The organism is Streptomyces lateritius (assembly GCF_014649715.1).
GTDB classification, from domain to species: Bacteria; Actinomycetota; Actinomycetes; order Streptomycetales; family Streptomycetaceae; genus Streptomyces; species Streptomyces lateritius.
The window spans coordinates 152,701-176,291 of sequence record NZ_BMTO01000010.1; the positions used below are offsets into that span (position 1 = coordinate 152,701).

Sequence of the window (23,591 nt, forward strand, 5' to 3'; positions counted from 1 at the left end):
GGGACACGGACACCAAGGGATGACCGACGCAAAGGACCCGATGCCGAGCATGACCCCCTCCCAGGCCTCCCCCACCGACTCCGGCGGCGCCCCTCGCTTCGGCGTCAACTACACGCCCACGCGGGGCTGGTTCCACCACTGGCTCGACTTCGACCTCGACGCCGTCCGCGCCGACCTCGACTCCGTCGCCGCGCTGGGTCTCGACCACATCCGGGTGTTCCCGCTGTGGCCCGTCTTCCAGCCCAACCGCACCCTGGTCCGGCCCCGCGCCGTCGAGCAACTGGTCCAGCTCGTCGACGCGGCCGGCGAACGGGGACTGGACGTCGCCGTCGACGGGCTGCAGGGCCATCTGTCCAGCTTCGACTTCCGGCCGTCCTGGACGCTCACCTGGCACCGGCGCAACATGTTCACCGACCCGGACGTGCTCGACGGCCAGGCCGCCTATCTGCGAACCCTGGCCGCTGCGCTCGCGGACCGGCCGGGCTTCATCGGCATGACCCTGGGCAACGAGATCAACCAGTTCTCCGGCGATCCCCACCCCGACCCGGACCGGATCACCCCCGGCGAGGCCGAGGCCTGGCTCCGCCGCATGCTGGACGCCTGCGAGCGGGGGGCGCCCGGCAGGCTGCACCTGCACGCGGAATACGACGCCGCCTGGTATCGGGACGACCACCCGTTCACGCCCGCCCACGCGGCCCGACTCGGCGCGGCGACGGCCGTGCACTCCTGGGTCTTCAACGGCACCGCGCAGCGCTACGGCGCCGAGGCCCCGGCGACCGGGCTCCACGCGGCGTACATGATCGAGCTGTCGAAGGCCTGGGCCGAGGATCCGGGCCGGCCGGTGTGGCTGCAGGAGGTCGGGGCGCCCGCCCCGCACATCGCCGCCGACCGGGCCGCGGACTTCACCCGTACAACGGTCGCCGCGGCACTCGACTGCCCGGACCTGTGGGGTATCACCTGGTGGTGTTCCCACGACGTCGACCGCTCGCTCGCCGACTTCCCCGAGCTGGAGTACAGCCTGGGCCTGCTGACCAACGACCGGGAGGCGAAGCCGGCTGGGAGGGCCCTCGCGCGGATCGTCGAGGACGTCCGCGAGCGCGGACACCGGGCCCGGCCGCGTACCACCGCCCTGGTCCTGGACCTGCCGGACGACGCGCCGAAGCGCTCGGTCTGCGCCCCCGGCGGGGCGTTCTTCGAGGCGTTCACGCGGCTGGCCGCCGACGGCGCCAGGCCGACGACCGTGCTGGCCGGGCGGGCCTCGGACCCGGCGCATCTGGCCGCTCGCGGTATCACCGAGACCGTGACCGTCGACGACGTCGGGCGGGCCTGACCCACGCCGCCCGCCCCGTCCCACCTACGCGCCAGTCCCCTCACGCGATGGAGCGAAGTGCCATGCATGACGACCGCAAGCTGATCGAGTCCCGTCTCAAGCGCGTCCTCGACGAACGCATCCGGCCGGCGATCCACCCGGAGTCGGTGCCCTTGGAGGCCGGGATCTGGACGGCGCCCGACGAACCGGTGCCGGTGGCCGAGGGCCTGGCCGCCCCCCGTACTCCCATCGCCGTCGGCGACGTCTGGGGAGCGCCGTGGGGTACGAGCTGGCTCACCGTCTCCGGCACGGTGCCGGCGGCCTGGGCGGGCCGGACCGTCGAGGCCCTGATCGACCTCGGCTTCGACGCCAACATGCCGGGCTTCCAGTGCGAGGGCCTGGTCTACCGGCCGGACGGATCGCCGGTGAAGGGGCTCAACCCGCGCAACCAGTGGGTGCGAATCGCCGCCCCGGCGGCGGGCGGCGAGGAGGTGCTGCTTCATGTGGAGGCCGCGTCCAACCCGGTGATCCTCGACTACCACCCCTTCCTGCCGACGACGCTCGGCGAGAAGGAGACGGCGGGCGACACACCGCAGTACCGGCTGGAGCGGATGGAGCTGGCCGTCTTCGACGAGACGGTGTGGCAGCTGGTGATCGACCTGGAGGTGCTGGGCGAGCTGATGGCGGAGCTGCCCGTCGAGGGCGCCCGCCGCTGGGACGTCCTGCGGGCGATCGAGCGGGCCTTGGACGCGATCGATCTCCAGGACGTGAACGCGACGGCCGCCGCCGCCCGCGAGCGGCTTGCCGGGGTGCTCGCCTCCCCCGCCGAACCGTCGGCACACCGGATCAGCGCGGTCGGCCACGCCCACATCGACTCGGCGTGGCTGTGGCCGCTGCGGGAGACGGTCCGCAAGGTGGCGCGAACGACGGCGAACATGACCGCGCTCCTGGAGGACGAACCGGACTTCGTCTACACGATGTCGCAGGCGCAGCAGTACGCGTGGATCAAGGAGCACCGTCCGGAGGTGTACGCCCGGGTCAAGAAGGCGGTCGCGGAGGGCCGGTTCGTGCCGGCCGGCGGCATGTGGGTGGAGTCGGACACGAACATGCCCGGCTCGGAGGCGATGGCGCGTCAGTTCGTGCACGGCAAGCGGTTCTTTCTGGAGGAGTTCGGCGTCGAGAACGAGGAGGCGTGGCTGCCTGACACCTTCGGCTTCGCGGGCGGGCTGCCGCAGATCATCAAGGCCGCGGGGTCCAAGTGGCTGCTGACGCAGAAGATCTCGTGGAGTCAGGTCAACTCCTTCCCGCACCACACGTTCCGCTGGGAGGGCGTCGACGGGACCCGGATCTTCACGCACTTCCCGCCCGTCGACACGTACAACTGCTCGATGCAGGGCAGGGAGATCGCCCACGCGGTCCGCAACTTCAAGGACAAGGGGCGGGCGCGGCACTCGATCGCGCCGACCGGCTGGGGTGACGGGGGCGGCGGCACGACCCGCGAGATGATCGCGAAGGCGGCCCGGCTGCGGGATCTCGAGGGGTCGGCGCGGGTGCGATGGGAGAGGCCCGCCGAGTTCTTCGCCAAGGCCGAGGCGGAGTATCCCGACCCGCCGGTCTGGGTGGGCGAGCTGTATCTGGAGCTGCACCGGGCGACGCTGACGAGTCAGGCGAGGACCAAGCAGGGCAACCGGGCGAGCGAGAACCTGCTGCGCGAGGCCGAACTGTGGTCGGCCACGGCCGCCGTCCGGGTCGGATTCCCCTATCCGTACGAGGAGTTGGACCGGATCTGGAAGACGGTGCTGCTGCACCAGTTCCACGACATCCTGCCGGGCTCCTCCATCGCGTGGGTGCACCGGGAGGCGGAGCGGACGTACGCGAAGGTCGCCGAGGAGCTGAACGGGATCATCGGCCGTGCCCAGCGTGCGCTCGCGGGTGACGCGTCGGCGGGCGGCGAGGTGGTCTTCAACGCGGCTCCGCACGAGCGGGCGGGCGTCCCGGCGGGCGGCGGACGGGCTGCCGTTCCGGCGGGCACTCCGGCCGGCTTCCCGGCGGGCGGGGGCCGGCCGGCCGGCGGCTGCGCCGTGGAGGCGCGGCCGGGCGGCGGGTTCGCGCTCTCCAACGGACTGCTGCGGGTGGCCGTCGACGAGCGCGGTCTGGTGGTGTCGGTGGTCGACCTCGCCGAGGGGCGGGAGACGCTGGCGCCGGGCACCGCCGCCAATCTGCTGCAGATCCACCCCGACTTCCCGAACATGTGGGACGCCTGGGACGTCGACCAGTTCTACCGCAACACGGTCACCGACCTGACGGAGGCCGACGAGGTGGTCGTCGCGGCAGAATCCCCGCAGGCGGTGTCGGTGCGCGTGACCCGCTCCTTCGGCGCCTCCCGCGCGGTCCAGACGCTCACCCTGACCGCCGGGTCGGCCCGTCTCGACCTGGACACCGAGGTCGACTGGCACGAGACCGAGAAGTTCCTGAAGGCCGCCTTCCCCCTCGACATCCACACCGACCGCTACGCCGCCGAGACCCAGTTCGGCCATCTGTACCGCCCCACGCACACGAACACCAGTTGGGAGGCGGCCAAGTTCGAGGCGTGCAACCACCGCTTCGTCCACCTGGAGGAGCCGGGCTGGGGCGTCGCGCTGGTCACGGCCTCCACCTACGGGCACGACGTCACCCGCACCGTCCGGCCCGACGGGGGCACGACCACGACCGTACGGGTGTCACTGCTGCGCGCCCCACGCTTTCCCGACCCGCACACCGACCAGGGCGCTCACCGCTTCCGGCACGCCCTGGTGCCGGGCGCCGCCGTGGGTGACGCGGTCCGCGAGGGCTACCGGGTCAACCTGCCGGAGCGCCGGGTCCCGGGGGACGCCGACGTCGCCCCGCTGGTGGCGGTGGACGACGACGCCGTGGTGGTCAGCGCCGTGAAGCTCGCCGACGACGGCGGCGGCGACGTCGTCGTGCGCCTCTACGAGTCCCGGGGCGGTCGCGCCCGCGCCCGGCTGACCACAGCCCTCGCACTGGCGGGGGTGCAGGTCTGTGACCTCCTGGAGCGCCCGCTCGCCGACGTGCCGGACGGAGCCGTGCGGGAGGCGGACGGTGGGCTGGAACTGCGGCTGCGCCCTTTCCAGCTCCTCACGCTGCGGTTCGCCCGCTCCGGGGCCGCTCGGTGAGGTCGGGGCCGGGCCACCGGGGGTGGAGGGAGTCGATCCGGAAGTCATGAGCGTGGCGCCGGGCCGCACCGCGCAGGTGCGGGTGGTCCGGCGCCAGCTCGGGATGGACGTGCTCCAGCTCGTCGGGGTCCGTGCGCGGCCACAGCCTGACTGCGGCGACGGCTGCGAGGAGCGCGACGCCGCTCAGCGCGCCGGCCGCGACCCCGAGGCCGGCGTGCGCGGCCGTCCAGCCCGCCAGGGGGTAGGTGAGCAGCCAGCAGGCGTGGGCGAGGGAGAAGCGGGCCGCGAAGGCGGCCGGCAGGTCGGTGCGCGCCGCCGAGCGCCGCAGGAGCCGCCCACCGGGCGTCAGGACCGCCGAGGTGGCGGCGCCGACCGCGCACCAGGCGGTGAGCAGGGCGGGCCAGGACCACGGGCCCGGGGCGATGCTCAGGCCGAGCGGGAGGAGGGCGAGGACGGCGGTCGCCAGGAAGGCGGCGGGGAGCATGAGCGCGCGGTCGCCGACCCGGTCGAGGATCCGGGGAAGGCAGAGTGCCGCGGCCATCGAGCCCGCGCCGTACGCGCCGAAAGCGAGCGCGACGTCACCGGTGGGGCGGCCGAGGACCTCCCGTACCAGGACGACGGTGTTGACGAGGACCATGGCGCCGGCCGCCGCGACGACGAGTTCGAGCGCCAGGAGGGCGCGCAGGCGCGGGGTGGCGAGGAAGAGCCGGGTGCCGAAGGCGGCCCTGGTGAACACGCCCCCGGTCCGCTCCACCGGGGCGGGGGCGGGCAGCAGGGCGGAGGCGACCAGGGCCCCGGAGGCGAGGAAGCCGGTGGCGGTGCCGGTGAAGAGCGCGCCGTACGGGAGGAACGCGAGCAGGGCCGCGGCCAGGGCCGGGCTGAACAGGTTCTCCAGGTCGTAGGCGAGGCGGGAGAGCGACAGGGCGCGGGTGTAGTCGCGCTCGTCGGGCAGGACGTCGGGGATCGTGGCCTGGAAGGCCGGCGTGAAGGCGGCCGAGGCGGCCTGGAGCAGCAGGATCAGGACGTAGACGTGCCACACCTCGGTGACGAGGGGCAGCGCCAGGGCGGCCGTCGCGCGGATCAGGTCGGTGGAGACGAGGAGCGCCCGCCGGGGTATGCGGTCGGCGACCGCGCCGATGAGCGGGGCGATGGCCACGTAGGCGGCCATCTTGATCGCGAGGGCGGTTCCGAGGACGGCCGAGGCGTCGGCTCCGGCGAGGTCGTACGCGAGCAGACTCAGCGCGACCGTCGCGAGCCCGGTACCGGCCAGGGCGAGGACCTGGGCCGTGAAGAGGCGGCGGTAGGTGGGGTGACGCAGCACGGACAGCATGGAGTCCGCCCTCGTTCGGCTACGGGGTGCCTCACCACCGTAACCGACGTGTGCATGGTTGCGCACATGTTGAATTTCCAGCCGGGCCCCCGATCGTCCTGGAGGCCGGCGGCCCTCAGTCGTGCCAGGGCTCGCCCGTCACCTGATGATCGGCGTGGCTGATCGCTTCGACGACGAGACGCCGCATGTGTCCGTCCGGCAGCGTGTACACCACCCGGCGCCCGTCCTTGCGGTGCCGGACGAGACCTCCGAGCCGGAGCTTGGCGAGATGCTGGCTCACCGCGGGCCTGGCGGCGCCGCACGCCTCGGCAAGCGCGGTGACATCCGCCTCTCCCCGGGTCAGGAGCCACACGAGATGCAGCCGGGTCGGGTCCGCGAGCAGCGCGAAGACACCCGCCGCGGCGGTGAGCTCCCGCGCACCCGGGGTGCGCTCGTGCACATCACTCGCCGTTGAGGTTCCCTCGCGTCCGGACATGGGGCCATCGTAGGCGCGGGACGGGAACGAGAACCGCCCCGGGCGCAGAAGGGACCGGGGCGGATCAGGAGAGTGCCGTCAGAGCTTGTGCATGCCCTTGTAGGGGCTCAGGACGCGGATCTGGCTGGCTCCGAAGTCGACAAGGAGCGCACCCGTCGGCTCCATGCCAATGATCTTCCCGAGGCCGTGACGATCGTGGGAGACGCGGTCACCGACGGCGAACTCCTTGATCACGGGATCGACGGGAGCCGCGAAGGGGCTGGTGGACAGGTGGCGCCGGGGCGCGGATCGGTTCGTCATCGTGTAACCAGTATGCCCCGAGGGACAGCCAGAGCACAGACTCGAACGCACGCCCGATGTCCGGCCGGGCGATCCCGACCGGACACCATGGCGCCGCCCTCCGCTCAAGTGGCCTGATTCTCGCGGTGATTGCGTCGGGCGCATCAGGTGAACCGCGCCGGGAGACCGGATGACGACGTTCGCCGGAAAGCAGCGGGTGCCCCCGGCCTACGACGGGGCGGGCAGGCCCGCCATCTCGGTCAGCCGGTGCAGCGCGTCGGGGCGCGGCAGCGTGGCGCCCCGGTCGTACGCCGCCCCGTACCCCTCCTCGCCGAGTCGCCCGGTCAGCTCGGCGACCAGCGCGCGCAGCTCCGGGTCCCCGTGGTCGAACGCCCCGCGCAGGGCCCGGGTCGTCCCCACCGCCGTCGCCGCGCCGGCCGGGTCGTCCTCCCGCGCCAGCAGCCAGGCGGGCAGCAGCGCCACCCACGCGAGCCCCTCGCTCTCCCCGCGCGCGGCAGCAGGCTCATGACCAGCCCCCAGCGGTCCCCGAAACCGCGCAGCGCCTACCGGCGTGCGTCGGCTCCGGTGTCGAGGTCTCCCTGTTCGGTCAGGACGAAGTCGTGCGCCCAGTGGGCGCTCGCCCGCACCCAGGGGCCCGGTGAGTTCAGGGCCTGCCGGCGGCCTCGGTCCCTGAGCTCCGGGTCGTCCGCGAGCTGGGACATCCGCAGCAGGGGCAGCGACGGATGGAAGCCGAGAGGGTGCGCAGCAGGGGTTCGTGTTCCTCCGCGAGGGCGAGGAAGTGGTCGGCGAAGCGCCGGGCCATGGCGTCCCCGGCGCGCGCGGGCCGCTCGGCCGCGTAGGCGCGGACCGTCTCCAGCATCCGGTAGCGCGGTTCGCCCCCGTCCACGCCCTCCGGGGCGCTCGCGCTGTCCGAGGCGACCACCGTGCGAGCTGAGCGCGCCGAGGACGGCGTCGGCCGGCCGGTCCCCGGGCCCCACACCGGCGAGCGGCACGAACCACACCCGGCCACGCCCGTGGGCCCGGTGCCGGCTCACCGCTTCGACCGACAGCCGGGTCTTGCCCGCGCCGCCGAAGCCGACGATGGTGACGAGACGGCAGGTGGCAAGCAGTTCGGCGCGCGTGTCCAGTTCCCGCTCGCGGCCGACGAAGCTCGTCAGCCGCGCCGGGAGGCGGTGAGTGGCCGACTCCCGCCACACTGCCGCCGGCGCCTTCAACTCACCGCGCAACAGGGCGAGATGGACGCCTCGCAGTTCCGGTGAGGGGTCGACGCCCAGTTCCTCGCCGAGCCGGCCGCGCGTCTCCTCGTACACCGCGAGCGCGTCGGACTGCCGTCCCGCCGCCGACAGCGCCCGCATGCGCAGACCGGCGAGCCGTTCGCTCAACGGGTTCTCGCCTCCCGCCGCTTCGAGGTCGGCGAGGACGTCGGCGTGCCGCCCGAGCCGCAGTTCCGCGTCGTACCGGTCCTCGGCGGCGGCGTCCCGCAGGCCGTCGAGGCGCGAGGCGGCCGCCCGGGCGAACGGAGCCTCCCGTACGTCCGCCAGGGCGGCGCCGCGCCACAGCCCGAGGGCCTCGTCGAGTGTCGACGCCGCCGCTTCGAGCCGCCCGGCCGCCAGTTCGCGCCTGCCCCGGCCGGCCAGTTCCTCGAACCGGTGGGCTTCCACGTCCTCCTGACGCGCCACCAGCCGGTATCCGCCCGCCACCGACTCCAGGGTGCCGACCCCGCGCAGGGCCTTGCGCAGCCGGGAGACCAAGGCCTGGAGGGCGTTACCCGCCTCGGCCGGCGGCTCCGTCCCCCACAGGCCGTCGACGAGCGCGTCGACGGAGACGGGCCGTCCCGCTTCGAGAGCGAGCCTGGCGAGCAGCATGCGCAGCCGCACCCCGCCGATGTCGGTCGGCGTCCCGTCGTCGGCGCGCGCCCCGACCGGACCCAGCAGAACGGTTCTCACGACGTGGCCTCCCCCGAGCCCCCTGCTCGCCCTCGGCGAGCGGAGCGCACATCATATCGATCAAGAGGCTTCGCACGGGTGTCCCCGGCTCGCGGCAGCTCTCCGGATGCGTGACCGACCGAGCCCCTCAACACCCGGCCGACCAGGCGTTATGCCACCCCTTTCGGCTGGGTGACGGTCGATCCGCTTGCGCTAGGCTGACGGCCATGACGTCGACGGGAATCCACCATGCCCCCTAAGCAACAGCGTGGTGAGGTCACCGTCGACCGCCTCCTGACCGCGGCGCTCCAGGTGTACGCGGAGAGTGGCCGGCAGGGCTTCACGGTGAACGCGGTCACCGCGGCCAGCGGCGTCAGCCTGGGCAGTCTCTACCATCACTTCGGCAGCTTCGACGGTCTGGCCGCGGGCCTCTACATCCGCTGCATGGGGCAGCTGTGCGACGAGGTCTTCGCCGATCTGGGCCGCACGCGCACTCCCCGCACCGGGGTCCGCGCGCTCGTCAAGGGCTACCTGCGGTTCACGGTGGAGCACCGTGACGCCGCGTTGTTCCTGCACGCCTCCGCCTACTCGGGCTATCTCACCGCCCACGCCGAGGAGATCAGGGCGTTCAAGGCGGTCAAGTTCGCCTCGATCGCCGAGTGGCTGCGGCCGCACATCGAGGCGGGCGTGATCGCGCCCCTGCCCACTCCGGTGCTGGAGGTGCTCGTCATGGGCCCGATCGAGGAGACCGCGCGCCGCTGGCTGTCCAGCACGTACGACATCGACCTGAACCAGGCCGCGCGCATCCTGCCCGACCGGATCTGGCGTTCGCTGCGGCCCGACTAGCCTCGGCTGCCGTGGAGACGGGTCGGCACTCCGCCGGGGTAGAAGATCTTTCCAGAAAGATCCTTCGGTACGGCCTGCCCTTCCCCCACGCTGGGCATGGTCCTCACGTCGACCGTCCGACGGTCTCGTCCGGGCCCTGACGGCACCCGACACCACGGCTCCGTACGACGCCGTCGGACAGCAGAGCACCGCCCTCCCGCTCGGCACCTCGCCGCTCGGCCACGGCCTCGCCACCCGCCGGGAGGTGGGGCCGCCTGCGTGACCGGCTGGGCTCAGCCGCTGGGCGCGGAGACCTCGCGCCGGCTGCGGCAGCGGCGGTTGCGTAGGGTGCGGCTGACCTTCCGGGGCAGCCGGCGTGGTGCCCCGGAAGCAGATGAGGGCCGTCAGGCCGTGTCCGTAAAGTCCCGCCTGGCGCGCACGCTCGCCGCGTTGTCGGGATCACCCGAGTCCCGAGTACGCCCAGGACGAGGGCGACCCTCCGCCTCGCGATCGACGCACCAGACGCCGCGGGCCCCGCCCTGCGGGCGGACGGCGCTACGTTCCGGACACGACCTAGCGGCGGCCGAGGGACTCGAGCAGGTCGTCGCAGGCCTGCTCGCAGGAGCGGCAGGCTTCGGCGCAGATACGGCAGTGGTCGTGCATGTCGGCGTGGGAGGCGCACTCGTCCGCGCACGCCTTGCACACCGTGGCGCAGGCGTGCAGCATCGCGGCCGTGACGCCGGCGTCGTACCCCGTGTGGCGCGAGAGCACGGCCGCGGTGGCGGTGCAGATGTCGGCGCAGTCCATGTCGGTACGGATGCACTTCGTCAGATCGCCGACCATGCCTTCGGACAGACAGGCGTCCGCGCAGGCGGTACACGCCTGGGCGCACGCGCCGCATTCCTCGATGCAGCGGGTCAGCTTTCCAGGGTCGATCCCGCCGAGATCGGCCGGGTATGTGGCGAGCATGTCCCTCACGGCGGTACTGGACATCGTCGGTGACCTCCTCACACCGCGGCGCCGGTGGACCGGGACGGTCCCGGTCAGGCGCGGCCCGCGGCCTTCTGGCTTCTGCGGGACAGCGAGTCGACGACCACCGCGGCGAGCAGGACCGACCCGGTGATCATGAACTGGACGGCGTTGCTGACACCCATGATGTTCATTCCGGACTGGATGGACCCGATCACCAGCGCGCCAAGCAGCGCGGACCAGACGGAGCCGCGGCCGCCGAACAGGCTCGTCCCGCCGATGACTGCCGCGGCGATGACGTTCATCAGCAGGTTGCCGCCGCCGGAGGTCTGGCTCGCGGACTGGATCTGGCCGGCCAGGAAGATGCCGCCGATCGCCGCCATCATGCCGGCGATCGTGAAGACGGACATGCGGACGAACGGCACACTGATGCCGGCCCGGCGCGCTCCCTCGATGTTGCCGCCGACGGCGAAGATCCGGCGGCCGTAGGTGGTGCGGCGCAGCACGAAGTCCAGCACGACCAGCAGGATCAGGAAGATCAGGAGGGCCAGCGGAAGGCCTTGGTACTGGTTGAGGATGTACGCGGCGGCGAAGGCGATCGCGGCGATGACGACCGTACGGAGCACGATCTCCGCCACCGGCCGGAACGGCACCCTTGCCTTCTGCCGGCGTCGGGCGTCCAGTAGTGAGGCCGCCAGGAAGAGGCCGACGCCCACGGCCGCCGTCACGTAGGCGGCGGCAGGGCTGTGGAAAATCGTGGAGTAGAGCTTGGCGACGATGGTCTCGCTGGGGATGTTGACCGTGCCGCTGGTGCCGAGCACCTGCAGCATCAGTCCGTTCCAGGCGAGGTTGCCGGCCAGGGTGACGACGAACGCGGGCACGCCCACTTTGGCGAAGAAGAAGCCGTGGATGAGGCCGACGGCCGCGCCGCCGGCCACGGCGACCAGGAGCGCCAGCCACTCGTTCATGCCGTTGATGACGTTGAACACGGCGAACAGCGCGGCGCACAGGCCGCTGACGGAGCCGACGGACAGGTCGATCTCGCCGAGCAGCAGGACGAAGACGATACCGACGGCGATCATGCCGGTGCCGACGATCTGCTGGCTGAGGTCGGAGAGGTTCTGGGCCGAGAGGAAGGCGCTGTTGAGGCTGCCGAACACGGTCCAGATGATGATCACGGCGACGACGACGGGAAGGGAGCCCAGCTCACCGCTGCGCAGCTTGCGCCGGAACTCCCCGAGGTATCCCCGGACGCCTTCCTCTCGGACGAGCAGGCGGGTGTCGACGGCGGGCAGGGAATCGCGCGCCGGTTCCTGGGCGGTGGCTTCGTCGGGGCGTCCGCCGACGCCTCTGGCCGGGCCGTTGCCGGGGGCTCCGCCGGGGTCTTGGTCGCGGCTCATCGCTCTCCCTCCTCCTCCCGCTTGCGGGCCTGGCGGCGGGTGACGGCGCTGTCGGTGGCCCCGGTGATGGCGGAGATGATCTCCTCGGTGGTGGTGGATCGCTTGTCGAAGAACCCGTTGTTCCGGCCGAGGCGCATGACCGCGATCCGGTCGGCGACCGCCATCACGTCGACCATGTTGTGGCTGATCAGGATGGTGCCGAGGCCGCGGTCGCGGAGCCGCTCGACGAGGTCGAGAACCTGGGCGGTCTGCTCGACGCCGAGCGCGGCGGTGGGCTCGTCCAGGATGACGACCTTCGGTTCGCCGATGAGCGAGCGGGCGATCGCCACCGTCTGGCGCTGGCCGCCGGAGAGCGAGGCGACGGGGATGCGGACGCTGGGGATGCGGATGGACAGCGTGTCGAGCAGTTCGCGGGAGCGCTGGTCCATGCGGACCTCGTCGAGGATGCCGAAGCGGCGCAGTTCACGGCCGAGGAAGAGATTGCCGACGACGTCGAGGTTGTCGCACAGGGCCAGGTCCTGGTAGACGGTGGCGATGCCGAGGTTCTGGGCGTCGTGGGGCCGGTTGATGGTGACCCGGCGGCCCTCCCACTCGATGACGCCCTCGTCGGGCGGGTTCACCCCGGCGATCGCCTTCACGGCGGTGGACTTGCCGGCGCCGTTGTCGCCGACGAGCGCGACGACCTCGCCGGGGTGGACCTCCAGGTCGAACCCCGACAGGGCCTGGACCGCGCCGAACCGTTTGGAGATCCCCCGCAGTGTGAGCACAGGTGCCTCCGGCAACGGAACCGCCTCCTCCGCTCGCCCGCTCGTCCGGGCCGCCTCGCCCCCGTCGGATGAACGCCTCACGGCTACTGGAGACCGGCCTCCTTGCAGGCTGCCGCGTAGGTCGGGGTGCAGATCTCCTGGACGGTGTACATGTCGTCCTTGACGACCGTGTCCTTGATGTTGTCCTTGGTGACCACGATCGGCGTCAGCAGGGTGGCGGGGACCTTCTCGCCGCTGCCGCTGGTGACGGTGGTGGGCGTCAGCGACTTGGGCAGCTCCTTGCCCTCGGCCAGGTTGACCGCCATCGTCGCCGCCGCGTCGGCCTCGGGCTTGTACGGCTTCTGGATGGTGATCGTCTGGGTGCCGAGGAGGAGTCGCTGGATGGCGTCCAGCTGGGCGTCCTGACCGGTCAGCGGCACGTTCATGCCGGCCGCCTTGAGGGCGGTGGCGATACCGGCGGCCAGTCCGTCGTTGGCCGAGTAGACGCCGACGATGTTCTCCTTGCCGAGCGCGCTGATGGCGCCGGACATCTGCTGGTTGGCGTTGTTCGGGTCCCAGTTCGGGGTGTCGTACTCCTTGCCGATCTTCACCTTGCCGTCCAGGACGGAGTGCGCGCCGGCCTTGAACTCGGCGGCGTTCGGGTCGGTCGGCGAGCCGTTGTGCATCACGATCTGGCCGGTCTCGGCCTTGTCGCCGAGCGCGTCGAGCAGCGCCTGGCCCTGCAGCTCGCCGACCTTGCGGTTGTCGTAACTGACGTAGGCGTCGACGGGTCCCTGGGCGAGGCGGTCGTACGCCACGACCTTCACGCCGGCGTCACGGGCCTTCTGCACGGAGGACTGGATCGACTTGGCGTCGACGGCGTCGAGGATGAGCACCTTGTCGCCCTTGGCGAGGGCGGTGTTCACCTGCTGTTGCTGGGTGGTCGCGCTCTCGGCGGCGTTGTAGTAGTCGATCTGGGCGTCCGGCGCCAGTTCCTTGATCTTCGCCTCGATGTAGGGCCGGTCGAATTTCTCGTACCGTGTCGTCTTGCTCTCCGGCAGCAGGAGACCGATCTTCACCTCACCCTGCGCGCTGTCCGCGCCCGGCTGCTCCGCGCCGCTGGTTGCGACCGCTCCCAGAGAGAGGGCTACGGCTCCGGCCAGGGCTATCGCGCCCCGCACCATACGGGTCATGGGAGGCTCCTTTCGTGCCGCCCCTTCCCCTTCACCGGAAGGGCGCGGGAGCGAGGATGCACATATGGCCTATATATCGACATTAACCGCAACCGGAGGAGCGGCAAGCGGGTGACGCCGGCCTTGCGGCGCCGGGCCCGGCATGGACCGGTTCCAGGCTGCGCGACCACGGCGAGGAGTTGCCGGGCGCTCTCTTTCGGTGCGCCGCACCGGCGTGGTCGACTTGGGCCCGGACCCGACTCCTCCAGCGAATCGAGCCGATACGGATGACCGAGCTGCCGACGACCGTGCTGAGCCGGATGTACGTGGACGAGTGCCGGCGCGAAGGCGGCGGCCTGGGTGACGCCGTCGCCCGCGCGGAGCTGCCTCCGGCCTTCGACGAGGCCTGGCGCGCCCACCTGCTGTCCCGCCCCTGGTTCGCGCACGGCCCGGAACTGGCCGCCTTCGCCGCAGACTTGGAGCGTCTCTTCGAGCTTCTCGTCTCGCTCCCGCGACGGCTCTTCGACGGCGACGTCGAGCGGTACGCGGCGGAGATCGGGCTCGGCCCCCGGCACGCGGCCCTGCTGTGCCGGGCGGGCTCCGGCCGCCCCGACAAGCTCGGCCGCGCGGACGTGTACCACGACGGCACGTCGTACAAGCTCCTGGAGTTCAACCTCGGCAGCGAGGTGGGCGGCACGGACATGGCCGTGTTCAACCAGAGTCTTCTGCGAGTGCCGGGTTTCGCCGACTTCGCCCGGCGGCACGGTCTCGACCACGTGGACATCGCGGCGCGGATGGCGGCCGTCCTGCGCGACAGGGCCCGGCCGGTCGTGGCGGCCGGCGCGGAGCCGGTGATCGGCCTCATCGAGGGGAACGGCGCCGTCGCCGCGTACGGAAGGCTGATGCGCGCCGTCCAGGAGGCGATGGCGGCGCAGGGCCTCGACCTGAGGATCGGCGAGGTGGGCGAGGTGCGCGCCCGGACGGACGGCAAGCTGACCCTGCGCGGCACCCCACTGGACGTGGTGCTGCGGAACTTCGCGGCCGGTCAACTGCTCGACGACCCGGCCGGCCCGGAGGCGGCGGAGCCCTTCGTCCGCGCCCACGAGGCCGGCAGGACCGTGCTGTTCACATCGCTGGAGAGCGGCCTCTACTCCCACAAGAGCGCCTTGGCCCTGCTCTCCGACCCGCGGTGGAGCACCGCCTTCGACGCCGAGGAGCGGGCGCTGTTGGACCGCGTTCTGCCCTGGAGCCGCACCCTGCGCGCCTCAGGACCGGCCGAGCTGCTGGACGTCTGCCGCGAGCGCAGGGAGCACCTCATCCTGAAACCCGGGGCGGGGTACGGCGGCATGGACACGTTCGTCGGCTGGGAGTGCAGCGACGCCCAGTGGCGGCAGGCGCTGGAGACGGCGGCCGCACACGGCTACATCGCCCAGGAGCGGGTGGTGCCCCGCCCCGAGCCGGTCCACGACCCGGCCACCGGCACGGTCGACGACTGGATCGCGGCCCTGGGGATCTTCCTCACCGACGACGGCTACGCGGGCGCCCACGCGCGGGCCAACCGCGCCGACGGCGGGGCGATCGTCGCCATCAGCAGCAACCCGGACACCCGCATGGCCGGCGTGTTCACGCACCCCTGAGCGATCCTGGCGCTCGGTGTCCTACGCCGGCCGCGTCGACGACAGGACGCCTATCTTGTCGATCCGGTGCTCGGGGTTGCCCTGGGCGTCGCGCCAGAAGTTTCCCGCCGCGTCGTCCTCGGGCGTCGCGCAGGTGGAGAGGGTGATCATGGCCCGGGTGGGCTTCTCGCCCGGCTCGCCCGGAACCGCGGCGCGCTGCTCCGCGAGGGAGCGGGCGGAGCGGAAGGACGTCGTCCTCGTCTCGACGATCTTGTACACGTAGACGGTGTCCCCGGCCGTGACGAAGACGGAGTCGCCCACGTCGACGGAGGGCAGGTCGCGCAGGGGCCCGCCCGCGGAGAGCCGGTGGGCGGTCACCAGGTAGTTGCCGATCTCGCCCGGACCGACACCGCCCCGCTTTCCGTAGGGGCTGGCGGCCACGCCCCGGTCCTGTATCCGCGTTCCCGCCCGGTCGTCGGTCGTTCCCTCGTACGGCACCACGCGCAGGTCGCTGAGGCCGATCGACGGAATGGCCAGCTCCGCGGTCCGGGGCTTCTCGTCGGGTTCCGGTTCGGCGGCGGGGGCGGCGGCGGGCGTCGCGGGCGGGGACGGGACCGGCGGAGGCGTCGGTTTCGGTGTCGGTTCAGGCGTCGGGGGCGGCTTGGGCGTCTCGGAGACCGACATGGACACGGACACAGGGGTCGACACGTCGGCCGTACCGCGGCTGCCGCTCACCGCGGAGCAGCCGACGAGCAGGCCGACCACCACGGCGGCCGAGGTGGTGAGGGCGCTACGAACGACTCGGGCTCTGGGCATGGCGTTCCGGAAGGTCTCGGAGCTCTCGGCCACCGCTCTGGGTATGGGCCCGGGGGGCGTCGACAGTGGCCGCTTCAGCGGCGACAACGACGGGTGCGGAGGGCGTATTCCCCGGCCGGTTCAGCTGGCGCTGATGCGCGGGCCGGTGTATACGTCGTGGCCGACCTCTTCCAGCCACGTGGTCTCCGGGACTCCCTCCCCGATGCCTTCCCACAGCGCGAGGTGCGCCATGAAGCGGTCGGGAGTGGCGCCGTGCCAGTGCTCCTCACCCGGCGGGGTGTGGATGGTGTCACCGGGGTGGGCCTCGATGATCCTCCCGTCGCGGGTGCCGATGAGGGAGATCCCCGAGACGATGTGCAGGGTCTGGCCGAGCGCGTGGGAGTGCCAGTGCGTACGGGCGGAGGGCGCGAAGCGGACCAGGTTGGCGCGCAGGCGGGAGGGCTCCCGGCCGGCGTGGATGACGTCGAACCAGACCTCCCCGGTGAACCATTCGGCGGGCGCCTTCGTGGTCGGCTGGGGTTCCAGGATTTCCACGGCGTACCTCCGTACCTCGCACTGCGGGCGGGGCCCCTCTCTCGATTGTGGCCGCCATGTGCCCTGCGGGCCTTTCGGCGCGCTCCTCGCCATGGACAGGCCGCCCTCGCTGGTGCTGTGACCGGGAAAGTACGCCGGGTTGCTCGTTGCGCTGGTCGGATGTGACGACTTCGACTGGCATGGGGAGGCGGGATGGCGTTACCGGTCAGCGTCCGCGGGCTGACCGAGCAGGAGAGGCAGAAGCTCCAGCACATCGTTCGGCGGGGCAGCACCGGCTCGGTGCGGTTCAGGCGGGCGATGATGCTGCTCGCCTCGGCGACACCCGGACGTCCTGGCCGCCCAACGACGCGAACGCGCCCGCATCCGAACCGAGAAAGGCATCCACTGGGGCGGCAGACCGCTACCAACCGCGGCCTGACCACTCGTCACAGGATCAAATGTCGCCGTGAACCAGGGCGTGCAGGTGCTCGTCGTGCCATCCGTCTTCGTGCAGCAGGGCGCTACGCATCGTGCCTTCCAGGGAGTAGCCGGCCTTCGCCGCTACTCGGCACGATGCCGAGTTGGCTACCGCGTGGCACAGCCGGAGCCGGTGCAGCCCAAGGTCGTCAAACGCCCACTGACTGACGCGCTTCGTAGCCTCGACCATGGCGCCCCGCCCGCGTCCTGCCGGCAGGATCCAGTACATGATTTCGGCACTGCCGCCACTGAGGTCGATGTCACCCCAGCCAATCAGCCCCACCGCCTGACCACCATCGGGCCGGGCGATGGCCCATATCGCGCTCTGCTCGTTCTCCCAACGCTCGCGCATGCGCTCGATCCGCTTGCGCGCTTCCTCCCGCGACGTCACGACGAGCCGGTTCCACTGACGAATGGCCGGTTCCTGGGCAGCGGCTACCAACGCGTCGGCGTCTTTGACACGCCAAGGGCGTAGCTCCAAACCGCTGGGCAGAGCAAGCACGGGTTGGTCCATTTTGGCCAGGTGACCTGCGGGAACGACGGGCGGAATGGGTGAGGTGATCATCGCCGCATCGTGCCATAGCCCTACACCGGACAGACCTCGCTACATCCGGTGCCTGTCCCTCACCCGGTGAACCTGTGCGGTCACGGCACTAGGCCGTATCCGTGAAGTCCCGCCTGGCCCGCGACGTCTGGCACGCACGCTCGCCGTGTTGTCGGGATCACCCGAGTACGCCCCGTACGAGGGCGACCCGCCGCCTCGCGATCGCACGCACCAGACGCCGCAGGCCCTGCCCTGCGGGTCAATACACCTAGGTCGCGCTGACCCCGCTGCGCGCCAGCGCGAACACCCCGAAGACGATCAGACCGACTCCCGCCAGCTGCGGCAGCAGCCACCACCCCGTGCGGACGTGTTCCTCGTACAGCAGAATGCCGAGCATCAGGCTCACCGTCGCGTCCCCCAGCGTCAGCGCGGGCTGCGAGGCGACCAGGGGTCCGCCCTGCATGGCGTGTTCGAGCAGAAGGATCGCCGCGATCCCGGTCGCACCGAAGGCGTACGTCTGCCAGCTCGTCAGGAAGGCGCCGATACCGCCCTCCTCCAGAATGTGCATCGACACCTTCATCAGGGCCGCGGTGAGGGCGTAACAGATCGCCGTCGCGGCTCCGAGGCAACCGGCGCGGGCGCGTCCCGTCGGCTTCTTCAGGCCGACCGTGGACAGCGCCAGGACCGCGACGCCGCACGCCACGAGCGCCGGAATCCAGCGGTCCAGCGGTACTTGCGTACGGTTCCCGGCGGGCGAGGCGGCCATCAGGGCCACCCCGAGGCCGACGACCACCGCTGCCACGGCGTACCAAAGGCGGGCGGGGAGCCGCTGGCGCGCCAGCAGCGACGCGATCAGCAGGGCGAGCGGCAGCTCGAGCACGAACAGGGGTTGTACGAGCGCCAGCGGCCCGGTCGCCAGGGCCGCCGCCTGCCCGACCCCGGCCGCGATCAGCGCGAGGATGCCGACCAGCCAGAGCGGGCGCCGCATCAGGTCGAGGATCAGACTCGGGCGGAACGAGTCCGTCTGACGGACTGTCAGCGTCGCGCGGCGCTGCAGCACCGTGGCGAGCGCGTTGCTGAACGCGGCGAACAAGGAGAACAGGACCGGCAGGACGACACCCATCCCCTGATACTCACCGGCGCGGGCGAAGGGCCTCGTGACGACACCGGCCCGGGGCAGGGGTTTGCCCCGCATTCGCCCGTCCGGGCTCCCGGAGGGGCGAATGTGGACGGTCGGGCGTGGCCCGCCGACCTGGCGGTGGTAGGTCGTCGGTCATGCAGCCAGGCACGCCCCCGCCGGTGTCCCCGTTCCTTCGCACAGCCGCCGCATACGCGTGGCGGCTGCTCGCCGTCGGAGTTCTCGTCTACAGCCTGTTCGCCCTGCTCGGGCGCTTCCACGAGATCGGCGTGGCCGTGTTCCTCGGTCTGGTGATCACGGCGCTGCTGCGTCCGGTCGCGGATGTGGTCGCCGGGGGCCTGCCCCGCCCGCTGGCGGTCGCCATCACCTTCCTCGGCGGCATCGCGCTCGTCCTCGGTGTCCTCACGCTGGTCGGCGAGGCGGTGGCGGGTGAGCGGGCGACACTGGTGCGCGAGTTCCGGGTCGGCGTCGACCGGATCGAGCACTGGCTCGAACGACCGCCGTTCCGGCTGAATCCGGAGGCGCTCTCCGACGTCCAGGGCAAGATCGGACAGTGGCTGTCGAGTCACCGCTCCACCCTGGTCAGCCGGGCGTTGAGCGGAGCGAGCGAGCTGGTGTCGGTGCTCACCACGCTCGCGCTGGCACTGTTCTGCTCGGTGTTCTTCATCCACTCGGGAGACCGTCAGTGGTCCTGGCTCCAGGAGCAGCTGCCGCGCTCCGTGCGCGGCCGCGTCAAGATCGGCGGACGCGCGGCCTGGCACACCTTCACCGGCTATACGCACGGCATCGTGCTGGTGGCCGCGACGAACGCGGTCCTCGTCGGTCTCGCGCTCTGGCTCCTCGGCGTCCCACTGGCGGTCCCGTTGGCGCTCCTGGAGTTCATGGCCGCCTTCGTCCCGCTGATCGGCTCCCCCGTCGCTCTCGCGGTCGCCGCCGTCGTGGCGCTCGCATCGCAGGGCCCTCTGGTGGCGGCGATCGTGGTCGCGCTGATCGTGGTCATCGGACAGATCGAGGGCCATCTGCTGCATCCGCTCGTGATGAGCTGGGCCGTTCGGCTGCACCCTCTGGTGGTGGCGATCTCGGTGATCGCGGGATCGATCGCGGCCGGAATCGTGGGGGCCGTGGTGGCCGTGCCCCTAATCTCGGTGACCTGGGCGGTCCACCGGGCCCTGCGAGAGGCCCGCGGGGTGACCGCGGGCCCGTGATCCGAGCCCGCCCCATGGGGGCGGCGGGCTCGGGTACCCCCTGGGCCGTGTCCGTGAAGTCCCGCCTGACCCGCGGTCGGACCGCTACTGTCCGGACACGACCTGGTTCTAGGGGCAGCTCTCCTCGAACTTCACGGCGGTGAAGCTGACGGGTCGGCCGTTCAGCGCGGCGCCCGCCTCGGGGTCCTGCGTGCAGACCTTCCAGTTGGACTCCATGAGGACCATGCGGCCCTCGGCGGCGTCCGTCACGGTGATGCTCGCGTTGGAGGGCAGGGAGCCTCGGGCGACCTTCACGGACTTCCCGGCGAAGTCCGGCATGGTGCCGCCCGCCTCGGTCTCCTCCCGCGCCCCCAAGTCGCTCTTCGGGCAGTTCTCCTCGAGCTTCACGGTGCCGAAGTCGACGGTGACGTCGGTCTTGTGGGTGCCGGGAGCCGGGGCTTGGAAACAGACCTTCCAGTTCCGGTCGAAGGCCTGGTTGCGACCGCGCCCGAGGGCGTCGTGCGAGCGGAGGCTGTAGAACCCGAGAGACTGCGCCTCGTCCTGCGCGTATTGGAGCCCCTTGCCCAGGAAGGCGGGCAGCTTTCCGGTGTCCGCCTTCTTACCGTCCGTCTTCCTGCCGGGCGCGGCGGACGGAACGCCGGAGGGAGCGGCGGGCGCGCTCGGTGTGGCGGTGGCAGGCCGGGAGGTGGCGGGTGCGGTGGGCGCCGGCTTCTCCCCGGCGGCCTTGCCGTCCGTGGTCTCGCCCTCACCGGTGACGGCCCCGACGATCACGAGGAAGGCGAAGACACCGCCGAGGCTGATGCCGACGATCGCCCCGGTGGACAACTTCTTCCGGGGCGGCGGCCCCCAGGGGCCGGGCTGCTGAGGCCCGCCCCAGGCCGGCGGCTCGTCAGGTCGGCGCGGCGGACCGGGATGTTGCTGGCTCAAGGTGTCCCCTCGTGCGGCATGTGGTGATCGTGTGTGCTTGACGTGAACATACCGTCATGACGAGCGGAAGTGGAGGGGGTACCACCGGATCCGACGACAGCTCGGCTCCGAGGGGTAGCAATCGCTTTCTGCCGCGGGCATGCTGTCGGCCACGCGCCGACCGCCGGGCGCTCGCCTCCAGGAGGTCCCTCCCCGATGCACCCCGCCATGCGCTCCGACACGCCCTCCCCCAGCCACAGCCCCGGCCCCGGTCTGGGCCCCGCGCACTCCCCCGCGCCCGCCTCCCTGCTGTCCCGACGCGCCGTGCTGCGCGCCGCCCTCGGCGCCGCCGCTCTCGCGCCGTTCGCGGTGCCGGCCGCAGCGACACCCGCGTACGGCGCCGACGCCTACGACACGCTGCGCCTGAAGTGGCGGGACCTGCTCCTCGGCGCGAACTTCTCGCCCACCGCCGAGCCCTTCGCCTCCAAGCTGGCCGCCCTCGGCGCCACCGCCCGCGATCTCCGCTCCTCCATGGCACCGGTGCACGGCTCCCTCTGGCCGGACCTGCCCTACGCGGACCCCGAACCGGACACGGACGCCGAGTCGTACACGTACTCCGGCAATCTCAACACCAGTTACAACCGGCTGCGCACCCTCACCGAGGCGTACTCCCAGCCCGGCACGGGCCTCACGGGCGACACGGCCCTGCGGGTCGAGATCCTCGCGGGCCTCGACCACCTCCACGACCAGGCGTACCACGCGAACCGGACCCGCTACGGCAACTGGTACAACTGGCAGATCGGCATCCCGCAGGCGCTGCTCGACATCGACGCCCTCCTGTACGACCATCTCGGCACCGCGCGCGTCACCGAACACTGCGCCGCCGTCGACCGCTTCGTCCCGGACAGCGTTGTCGCGAACTACACCGGCACCTCCACCGGAGCAAACCGGGTGGACCTGTGCCGGGTCCTCGCGCTGCGCGGCGTCATCGGCAGGTCCGCCGCCAAACTGGCCCTCGCCCGCGACGCGCTCTCGCCGGTCTTCCCGTACGTCACGAACGGGGACGGGCTCCACGCCGACGGCAGTTTCATCCAGCACACCTACGTCCCCTACGCCGGTTCCTACGGTGCCGTCATGCTCGGCGGCCTCTCCCTCCTCCTCGCCCTGTTCAAGGGTTCGACGTGGGAGGTCACGGACAGCGGCCGGCAGATCGTGTTCGACTCCGTCGAGAAGGCGTACGCGCCCTTCCTCTTCAACGGTCTCGCCATGGACGCCGTCTCCGGGCGGGCGGTCAGCCGGGGCGTGCAGAAGACGGACACCAGAGGCGTCCGCCAGGACGACCACCTGCGCGGCCACTCGGTCATCGCCTGCGTCGCCCTGCTCGCGCAGAGCGCCTCGGCCGCGGAGAAGACCCGCTGGGACGGCATGGTCAAGGGCTGGATCGCCCGCGACCAATACAGTCCACTGCTCGCCAGTCCCGCGCTCGGCGTCGCCGCGCTCGCCCGTCTCAAGACCGTCGACGACGGTACGGCCGCGGCGAGCCCCGAGCCGGCCGGCCACCGGCTCTTCCCCGGCATGGACCGTGCCGTGCACCGCCGCGCCGGCTGGGCGGCCTCGCTCTCCATGGCGTCGAACCGGATCACGTACTACGAGAACGGCAACGGCGAGAATGTGCGCGCCTGGCACAGCGGCTCCGGAATGCTCTACTGGTGGGGCCACGACTTCGCCAACGGTCAGTACAGCGACCACTTCTGGCCCACCGTCGACCCCTACCGGCTGCCCGGCACCACCGCGTCCCGCAAGCTCCTCGCCGACGGCGAAGGCGGTGTCTGGGGCGCGGCCCGGCCCGACGTACGCTGGGTCGGCGGGACGACCGACGGAACGTACGCGGCGGTGGGGCAGTACCTCAAGGGCCTGTCCTCCACCCTCCTGGCCAAGAAGTCCTGGTTCTTCCTGGACGACGCGGTCGTCTGCCTGGGCGCCGGGATCCACGGGCGCGATGGCACGGGCGTCGAGTCGGTCGTCGAGAACCGGAACCTCGGTGCGACCGGCGGCCACGCCTTCACCGTCGACGGCACGGCCCAGCCGACGACGCTCGGCTGGAGCGCCACTCTCACCGGGGCGCGCTGGGCCCACCTCGCCGGGCACGCGGGGTACGTCTTCCCGGGCGGCGCCCCCTCGTTGAAGGCACTGCGCCAGGCGCGCACGGGCGCCTGGTCGGACATCAACAAGGGCGCGGTGACGGATCCGGTCACCCGCCGGTACCTCACCCTCTGGTTCGACCACGGGACCGATCCGACGTGGGCGACGTACGCGTACGTCGTGATGCCGGGCGCCGGTCAGGCGCAGACGGCCGCCCGCGCCGCGGACACGGGCTGGCTCACCGTGCTCGCCAACACCAACGGTCAGCAGGGCGTGCGCGTCGCCTCCCTGGGCCTCACCGGGATCAACTTCTGGCTCGGCGGCACGGTCGGCGAGGTCACCGCCGGCGCTCCCGCCTCCGTGCTGATCCGCGAGTCCGGTACCACCGCGACGGTCTGTGTCTCCGGCCCCCTGCGGGACGGGGCGACGATCGAACTGACGTGGCACCGGCCGGTGTCGGCGGTGCTGTCCAAGGACTCCACGGTCCAGGTGACGGCCACGGGCTCCGCGCTCCAGCTGCGGATCGCTCCGGGAACGCTCGCCGCCACGCACAAGGCGGTGGCCCGACTCGCCTGACGGCCGGTGTCGCCCCGGAAGGCGATGTACGTAC

The 23,591-nt window shown here is 71.9% G+C and carries 20 protein-coding genes and 1 pseudogene; 7 read left to right on the forward strand and 14 right to left on the reverse strand.

What is annotated here, in order from left to right:
* Positions 1-49: 49 nt before the first annotated feature.
* Positions 50-1,330: a glycoside hydrolase 5 family protein gene (locus tag IE136_RS21585; protein ID WP_158994009.1), complete on the forward strand. Its 1,281-nt coding sequence runs from the start codon at positions 50-52 to the stop codon at positions 1,328-1,330.
* 62 nt (positions 1,331-1,392) lie between these two features.
* Positions 1,393-4,482, forward strand: coding sequence for an alpha-mannosidase (locus IE136_RS21590; RefSeq protein ID WP_189601152.1), 3,090 nt, complete (start codon positions 1,393-1,395; stop codon positions 4,480-4,482).
* On the opposite strand, the gene IE136_RS21595 is transcribed toward IE136_RS21590, so the two are convergent.
* The 5 genes from IE136_RS21595 to IE136_RS21615 form a co-directional block, all read right to left on the reverse strand.
* Complete coding sequence (locus IE136_RS21595; RefSeq protein WP_158984953.1) at positions 4,445-5,812, reverse strand: MFS transporter; 1,368 nt, start codon at positions 5,810-5,812, stop codon at positions 4,445-4,447. The two genes, IE136_RS21590 and IE136_RS21595, sit on opposite strands and share 38 nt — an antisense overlap.
* A gap of 115 nt (positions 5,813-5,927) precedes the next feature.
* Entirely contained in the window at positions 5,928-6,287 is a 360-nt protein-coding gene (locus tag IE136_RS21600; protein WP_158984955.1) for an ArsR/SmtB family transcription factor, read from the reverse strand.
* Between the two features lie 78 nt (positions 6,288-6,365).
* The gene (locus IE136_RS21605) at positions 6,366-6,587 is read right to left on the reverse strand and encodes a hypothetical protein (protein WP_158984957.1); all 222 of its coding nucleotides are present in this window, start codon (positions 6,585-6,587) and stop codon (positions 6,366-6,368) included.
* Between the two features lie 207 nt (positions 6,588-6,794).
* Positions 6,795-7,049 (reverse strand): hypothetical protein, encoded by a 255-nt coding sequence (locus tag IE136_RS21610; protein WP_158984959.1) that lies wholly within the window; start codon positions 7,047-7,049, stop codon positions 6,795-6,797.
* Positions 7,050-7,129: 80 nt separating this feature from the next.
* On the reverse strand, positions 7,130-8,533 hold the full coding sequence (locus IE136_RS21615; protein WP_189601153.1) for an AfsR/SARP family transcriptional regulator: 1,404 nt from the start codon (positions 8,531-8,533) through the stop codon (positions 7,130-7,132).
* 228 nt (positions 8,534-8,761) lie between these two features.
* Here IE136_RS21615 and IE136_RS21620 point away from each other — a divergent pair, with 228 nt between their 5' ends.
* A complete protein-coding gene (locus tag IE136_RS21620; RefSeq protein ID WP_158984963.1) occupies positions 8,762-9,358 on the forward strand; it encodes a TetR/AcrR family transcriptional regulator in 597 nt (198 codons plus the stop codon).
* Positions 9,359-9,910: 552 nt separating this feature from the next.
* Here the strand turns inward: IE136_RS21620 and IE136_RS21625 are convergent.
* The 4 genes from IE136_RS21625 to IE136_RS21640 all read right to left on the reverse strand — a co-directional run bounded on the left by IE136_RS21625 (position 9,911) and on the right by IE136_RS21640 (position 13,645).
* Complete coding sequence (locus IE136_RS21625; RefSeq protein WP_158984965.1) at positions 9,911-10,330, reverse strand: four-helix bundle copper-binding protein; 420 nt, start codon at positions 10,328-10,330, stop codon at positions 9,911-9,913.
* Between the two features lie 50 nt (positions 10,331-10,380).
* Positions 10,381-11,706 carry a sugar ABC transporter permease gene (locus IE136_RS21630; RefSeq protein ID WP_158984967.1) on the reverse strand — a complete coding sequence of 442 codons (1,326 nt, stop codon included), beginning with the start codon at positions 11,704-11,706 and terminating at the stop codon, positions 10,381-10,383.
* Positions 11,703-12,488, reverse strand: coding sequence for an ATP-binding cassette domain-containing protein (locus IE136_RS21635; RefSeq protein WP_158984969.1), 786 nt, complete (start codon positions 12,486-12,488; stop codon positions 11,703-11,705). The genes IE136_RS21630 and IE136_RS21635 overlap by 4 nt, the downstream gene beginning before the upstream one ends.
* A gap of 68 nt (positions 12,489-12,556) precedes the next feature.
* A complete protein-coding gene (locus IE136_RS21640) occupies positions 12,557-13,645 on the reverse strand; it encodes a substrate-binding domain-containing protein (protein WP_158984971.1) in 1,089 nt (362 codons plus the stop codon).
* 266 nt (positions 13,646-13,911) lie between these two features.
* Here IE136_RS21640 and IE136_RS21645 point away from each other — a divergent pair, with 266 nt between their 5' ends.
* Positions 13,912-15,261, forward strand: a complete 1,350-nt coding sequence (locus IE136_RS21645) for a hypothetical protein (protein ID WP_229819009.1) — start codon at positions 13,912-13,914, stop codon at positions 15,259-15,261.
* 21 nt (positions 15,262-15,282) lie between these two features.
* Here IE136_RS21645 and IE136_RS21650 read toward each other — a convergent pair whose 3' ends face one another.
* Positions 15,283-16,056, reverse strand: a complete 774-nt coding sequence (locus IE136_RS21650; protein ID WP_229819010.1) for a class E sortase — start codon at positions 16,054-16,056, stop codon at positions 15,283-15,285.
* Positions 16,057-16,176: 120 nt separating this feature from the next.
* A complete protein-coding gene (locus IE136_RS21655; protein ID WP_158984973.1) occupies positions 16,177-16,590 on the reverse strand; it encodes a (R)-mandelonitrile lyase in 414 nt (137 codons plus the stop codon).
* Between the two features lie 192 nt (positions 16,591-16,782).
* Here IE136_RS21655 and IE136_RS35895 point away from each other — a divergent pair.
* Positions 16,783-16,908, forward strand: a pseudogene (locus IE136_RS35895) (IS630 family transposase); the annotation flags it as partial.
* A gap of 115 nt (positions 16,909-17,023) precedes the next feature.
* Here IE136_RS35895 and IE136_RS21660 read toward each other — a convergent pair.
* Complete coding sequence (locus IE136_RS21660) at positions 17,024-17,611, reverse strand: GNAT family N-acetyltransferase (protein WP_189601154.1); 588 nt, start codon at positions 17,609-17,611, stop codon at positions 17,024-17,026.
* Positions 17,612-17,858: 247 nt separating this feature from the next.
* Positions 17,859-18,713 carry a DMT family transporter gene (locus tag IE136_RS21665; RefSeq protein ID WP_158994015.1) on the reverse strand — a complete coding sequence of 285 codons (855 nt, stop codon included), beginning with the start codon at positions 18,711-18,713 and terminating at the stop codon, positions 17,859-17,861.
* Between the two features lie 152 nt (positions 18,714-18,865).
* Between IE136_RS21665 and IE136_RS21670 the strand changes: the two genes are divergently transcribed.
* Positions 18,866-19,933: an AI-2E family transporter gene (locus IE136_RS21670; RefSeq protein WP_158984977.1), complete on the forward strand. Its 1,068-nt coding sequence runs from the start codon at positions 18,866-18,868 to the stop codon at positions 19,931-19,933.
* A gap of 108 nt (positions 19,934-20,041) precedes the next feature.
* Here the strand turns inward: IE136_RS21670 and IE136_RS21675 are convergent, their stop codons facing one another.
* A complete protein-coding gene (locus IE136_RS21675) occupies positions 20,042-20,860 on the reverse strand; it encodes a hypothetical protein (RefSeq protein WP_189601155.1) in 819 nt (272 codons plus the stop codon).
* 195 nt (positions 20,861-21,055) lie between these two features.
* On the opposite strand from IE136_RS21675, the gene IE136_RS21680 reads away from it, so the two are divergent.
* Positions 21,056-23,557 (forward strand): polysaccharide lyase 8 family protein, encoded by a 2,502-nt coding sequence (locus IE136_RS21680; protein ID WP_229819011.1) that lies wholly within the window; start codon positions 21,056-21,058, stop codon positions 23,555-23,557.
* Positions 23,558-23,591 lie beyond the last annotated feature (34 nt).

What these genes read in the sequence shown, in the direction of transcription:
- IE136_RS21630 (WP_158984967.1), bottom strand. Translation starts at nt 11,706, where the DNA reads ATGAGCCGCGACCAAGACCCCGGCGGAGCCCCCGGCAACGGCCCGGCC.
- IE136_RS21590 (WP_189601152.1), top strand. Translation starts at nt 1,393, where the DNA reads ATGCATGACGACCGCAAGCTGATCGAGTCCCGTCTCAAGCGCGTCCTC.
- IE136_RS21585 (WP_158994009.1), top strand. Translation starts at nt 50, where the DNA reads ATGACCCCCTCCCAGGCCTCCCCCACCGACTCCGGCGGCGCCCCTCGC.
- IE136_RS21650 (WP_229819010.1), bottom strand. Translation starts at nt 16,056, where the DNA reads ATGCCCAGAGCCCGAGTCGTTCGTAGCGCCCTCACCACCTCGGCCGCC.
- IE136_RS21600 (WP_158984955.1), bottom strand. Translation starts at nt 6,287, where the DNA reads ATGTCCGGACGCGAGGGAACCTCAACGGCGAGTGATGTGCACGAGCGC.
- IE136_RS21645 (WP_229819009.1), top strand. Translation starts at nt 13,912, where the DNA reads ATGACCGAGCTGCCGACGACCGTGCTGAGCCGGATGTACGTGGACGAG.
- IE136_RS21665 (WP_158994015.1), bottom strand. Translation starts at nt 18,713, where the DNA reads ATGGGTGTCGTCCTGCCGGTCCTGTTCTCCTTGTTCGCCGCGTTCAGC.
- IE136_RS21625 (WP_158984965.1), bottom strand. Translation starts at nt 10,330, where the DNA reads ATGTCCAGTACCGCCGTGAGGGACATGCTCGCCACATACCCGGCCGAT.
- IE136_RS21595 (WP_158984953.1), bottom strand. Translation starts at nt 5,812, where the DNA reads ATGCTGTCCGTGCTGCGTCACCCCACCTACCGCCGCCTCTTCACGGCC.
- IE136_RS21640 (WP_158984971.1), bottom strand. Translation starts at nt 13,645, where the DNA reads ATGACCCGTATGGTGCGGGGCGCGATAGCCCTGGCCGGAGCCGTAGCC.
- IE136_RS21660 (WP_189601154.1), bottom strand. Translation starts at nt 17,611, where the DNA reads ATGATCACCTCACCCATTCCGCCCGTCGTTCCCGCAGGTCACCTGGCC.
- IE136_RS21620 (WP_158984963.1), top strand. Translation starts at nt 8,762, where the DNA reads ATGCCCCCTAAGCAACAGCGTGGTGAGGTCACCGTCGACCGCCTCCTG.
- IE136_RS21605 (WP_158984957.1), bottom strand. Translation starts at nt 6,587, where the DNA reads ATGACGAACCGATCCGCGCCCCGGCGCCACCTGTCCACCAGCCCCTTC.
- IE136_RS21670 (WP_158984977.1), top strand. Translation starts at nt 18,866, where the DNA reads ATGCAGCCAGGCACGCCCCCGCCGGTGTCCCCGTTCCTTCGCACAGCC.
- IE136_RS21680 (WP_229819011.1), top strand. Translation starts at nt 21,056, where the DNA reads ATGCACCCCGCCATGCGCTCCGACACGCCCTCCCCCAGCCACAGCCCC.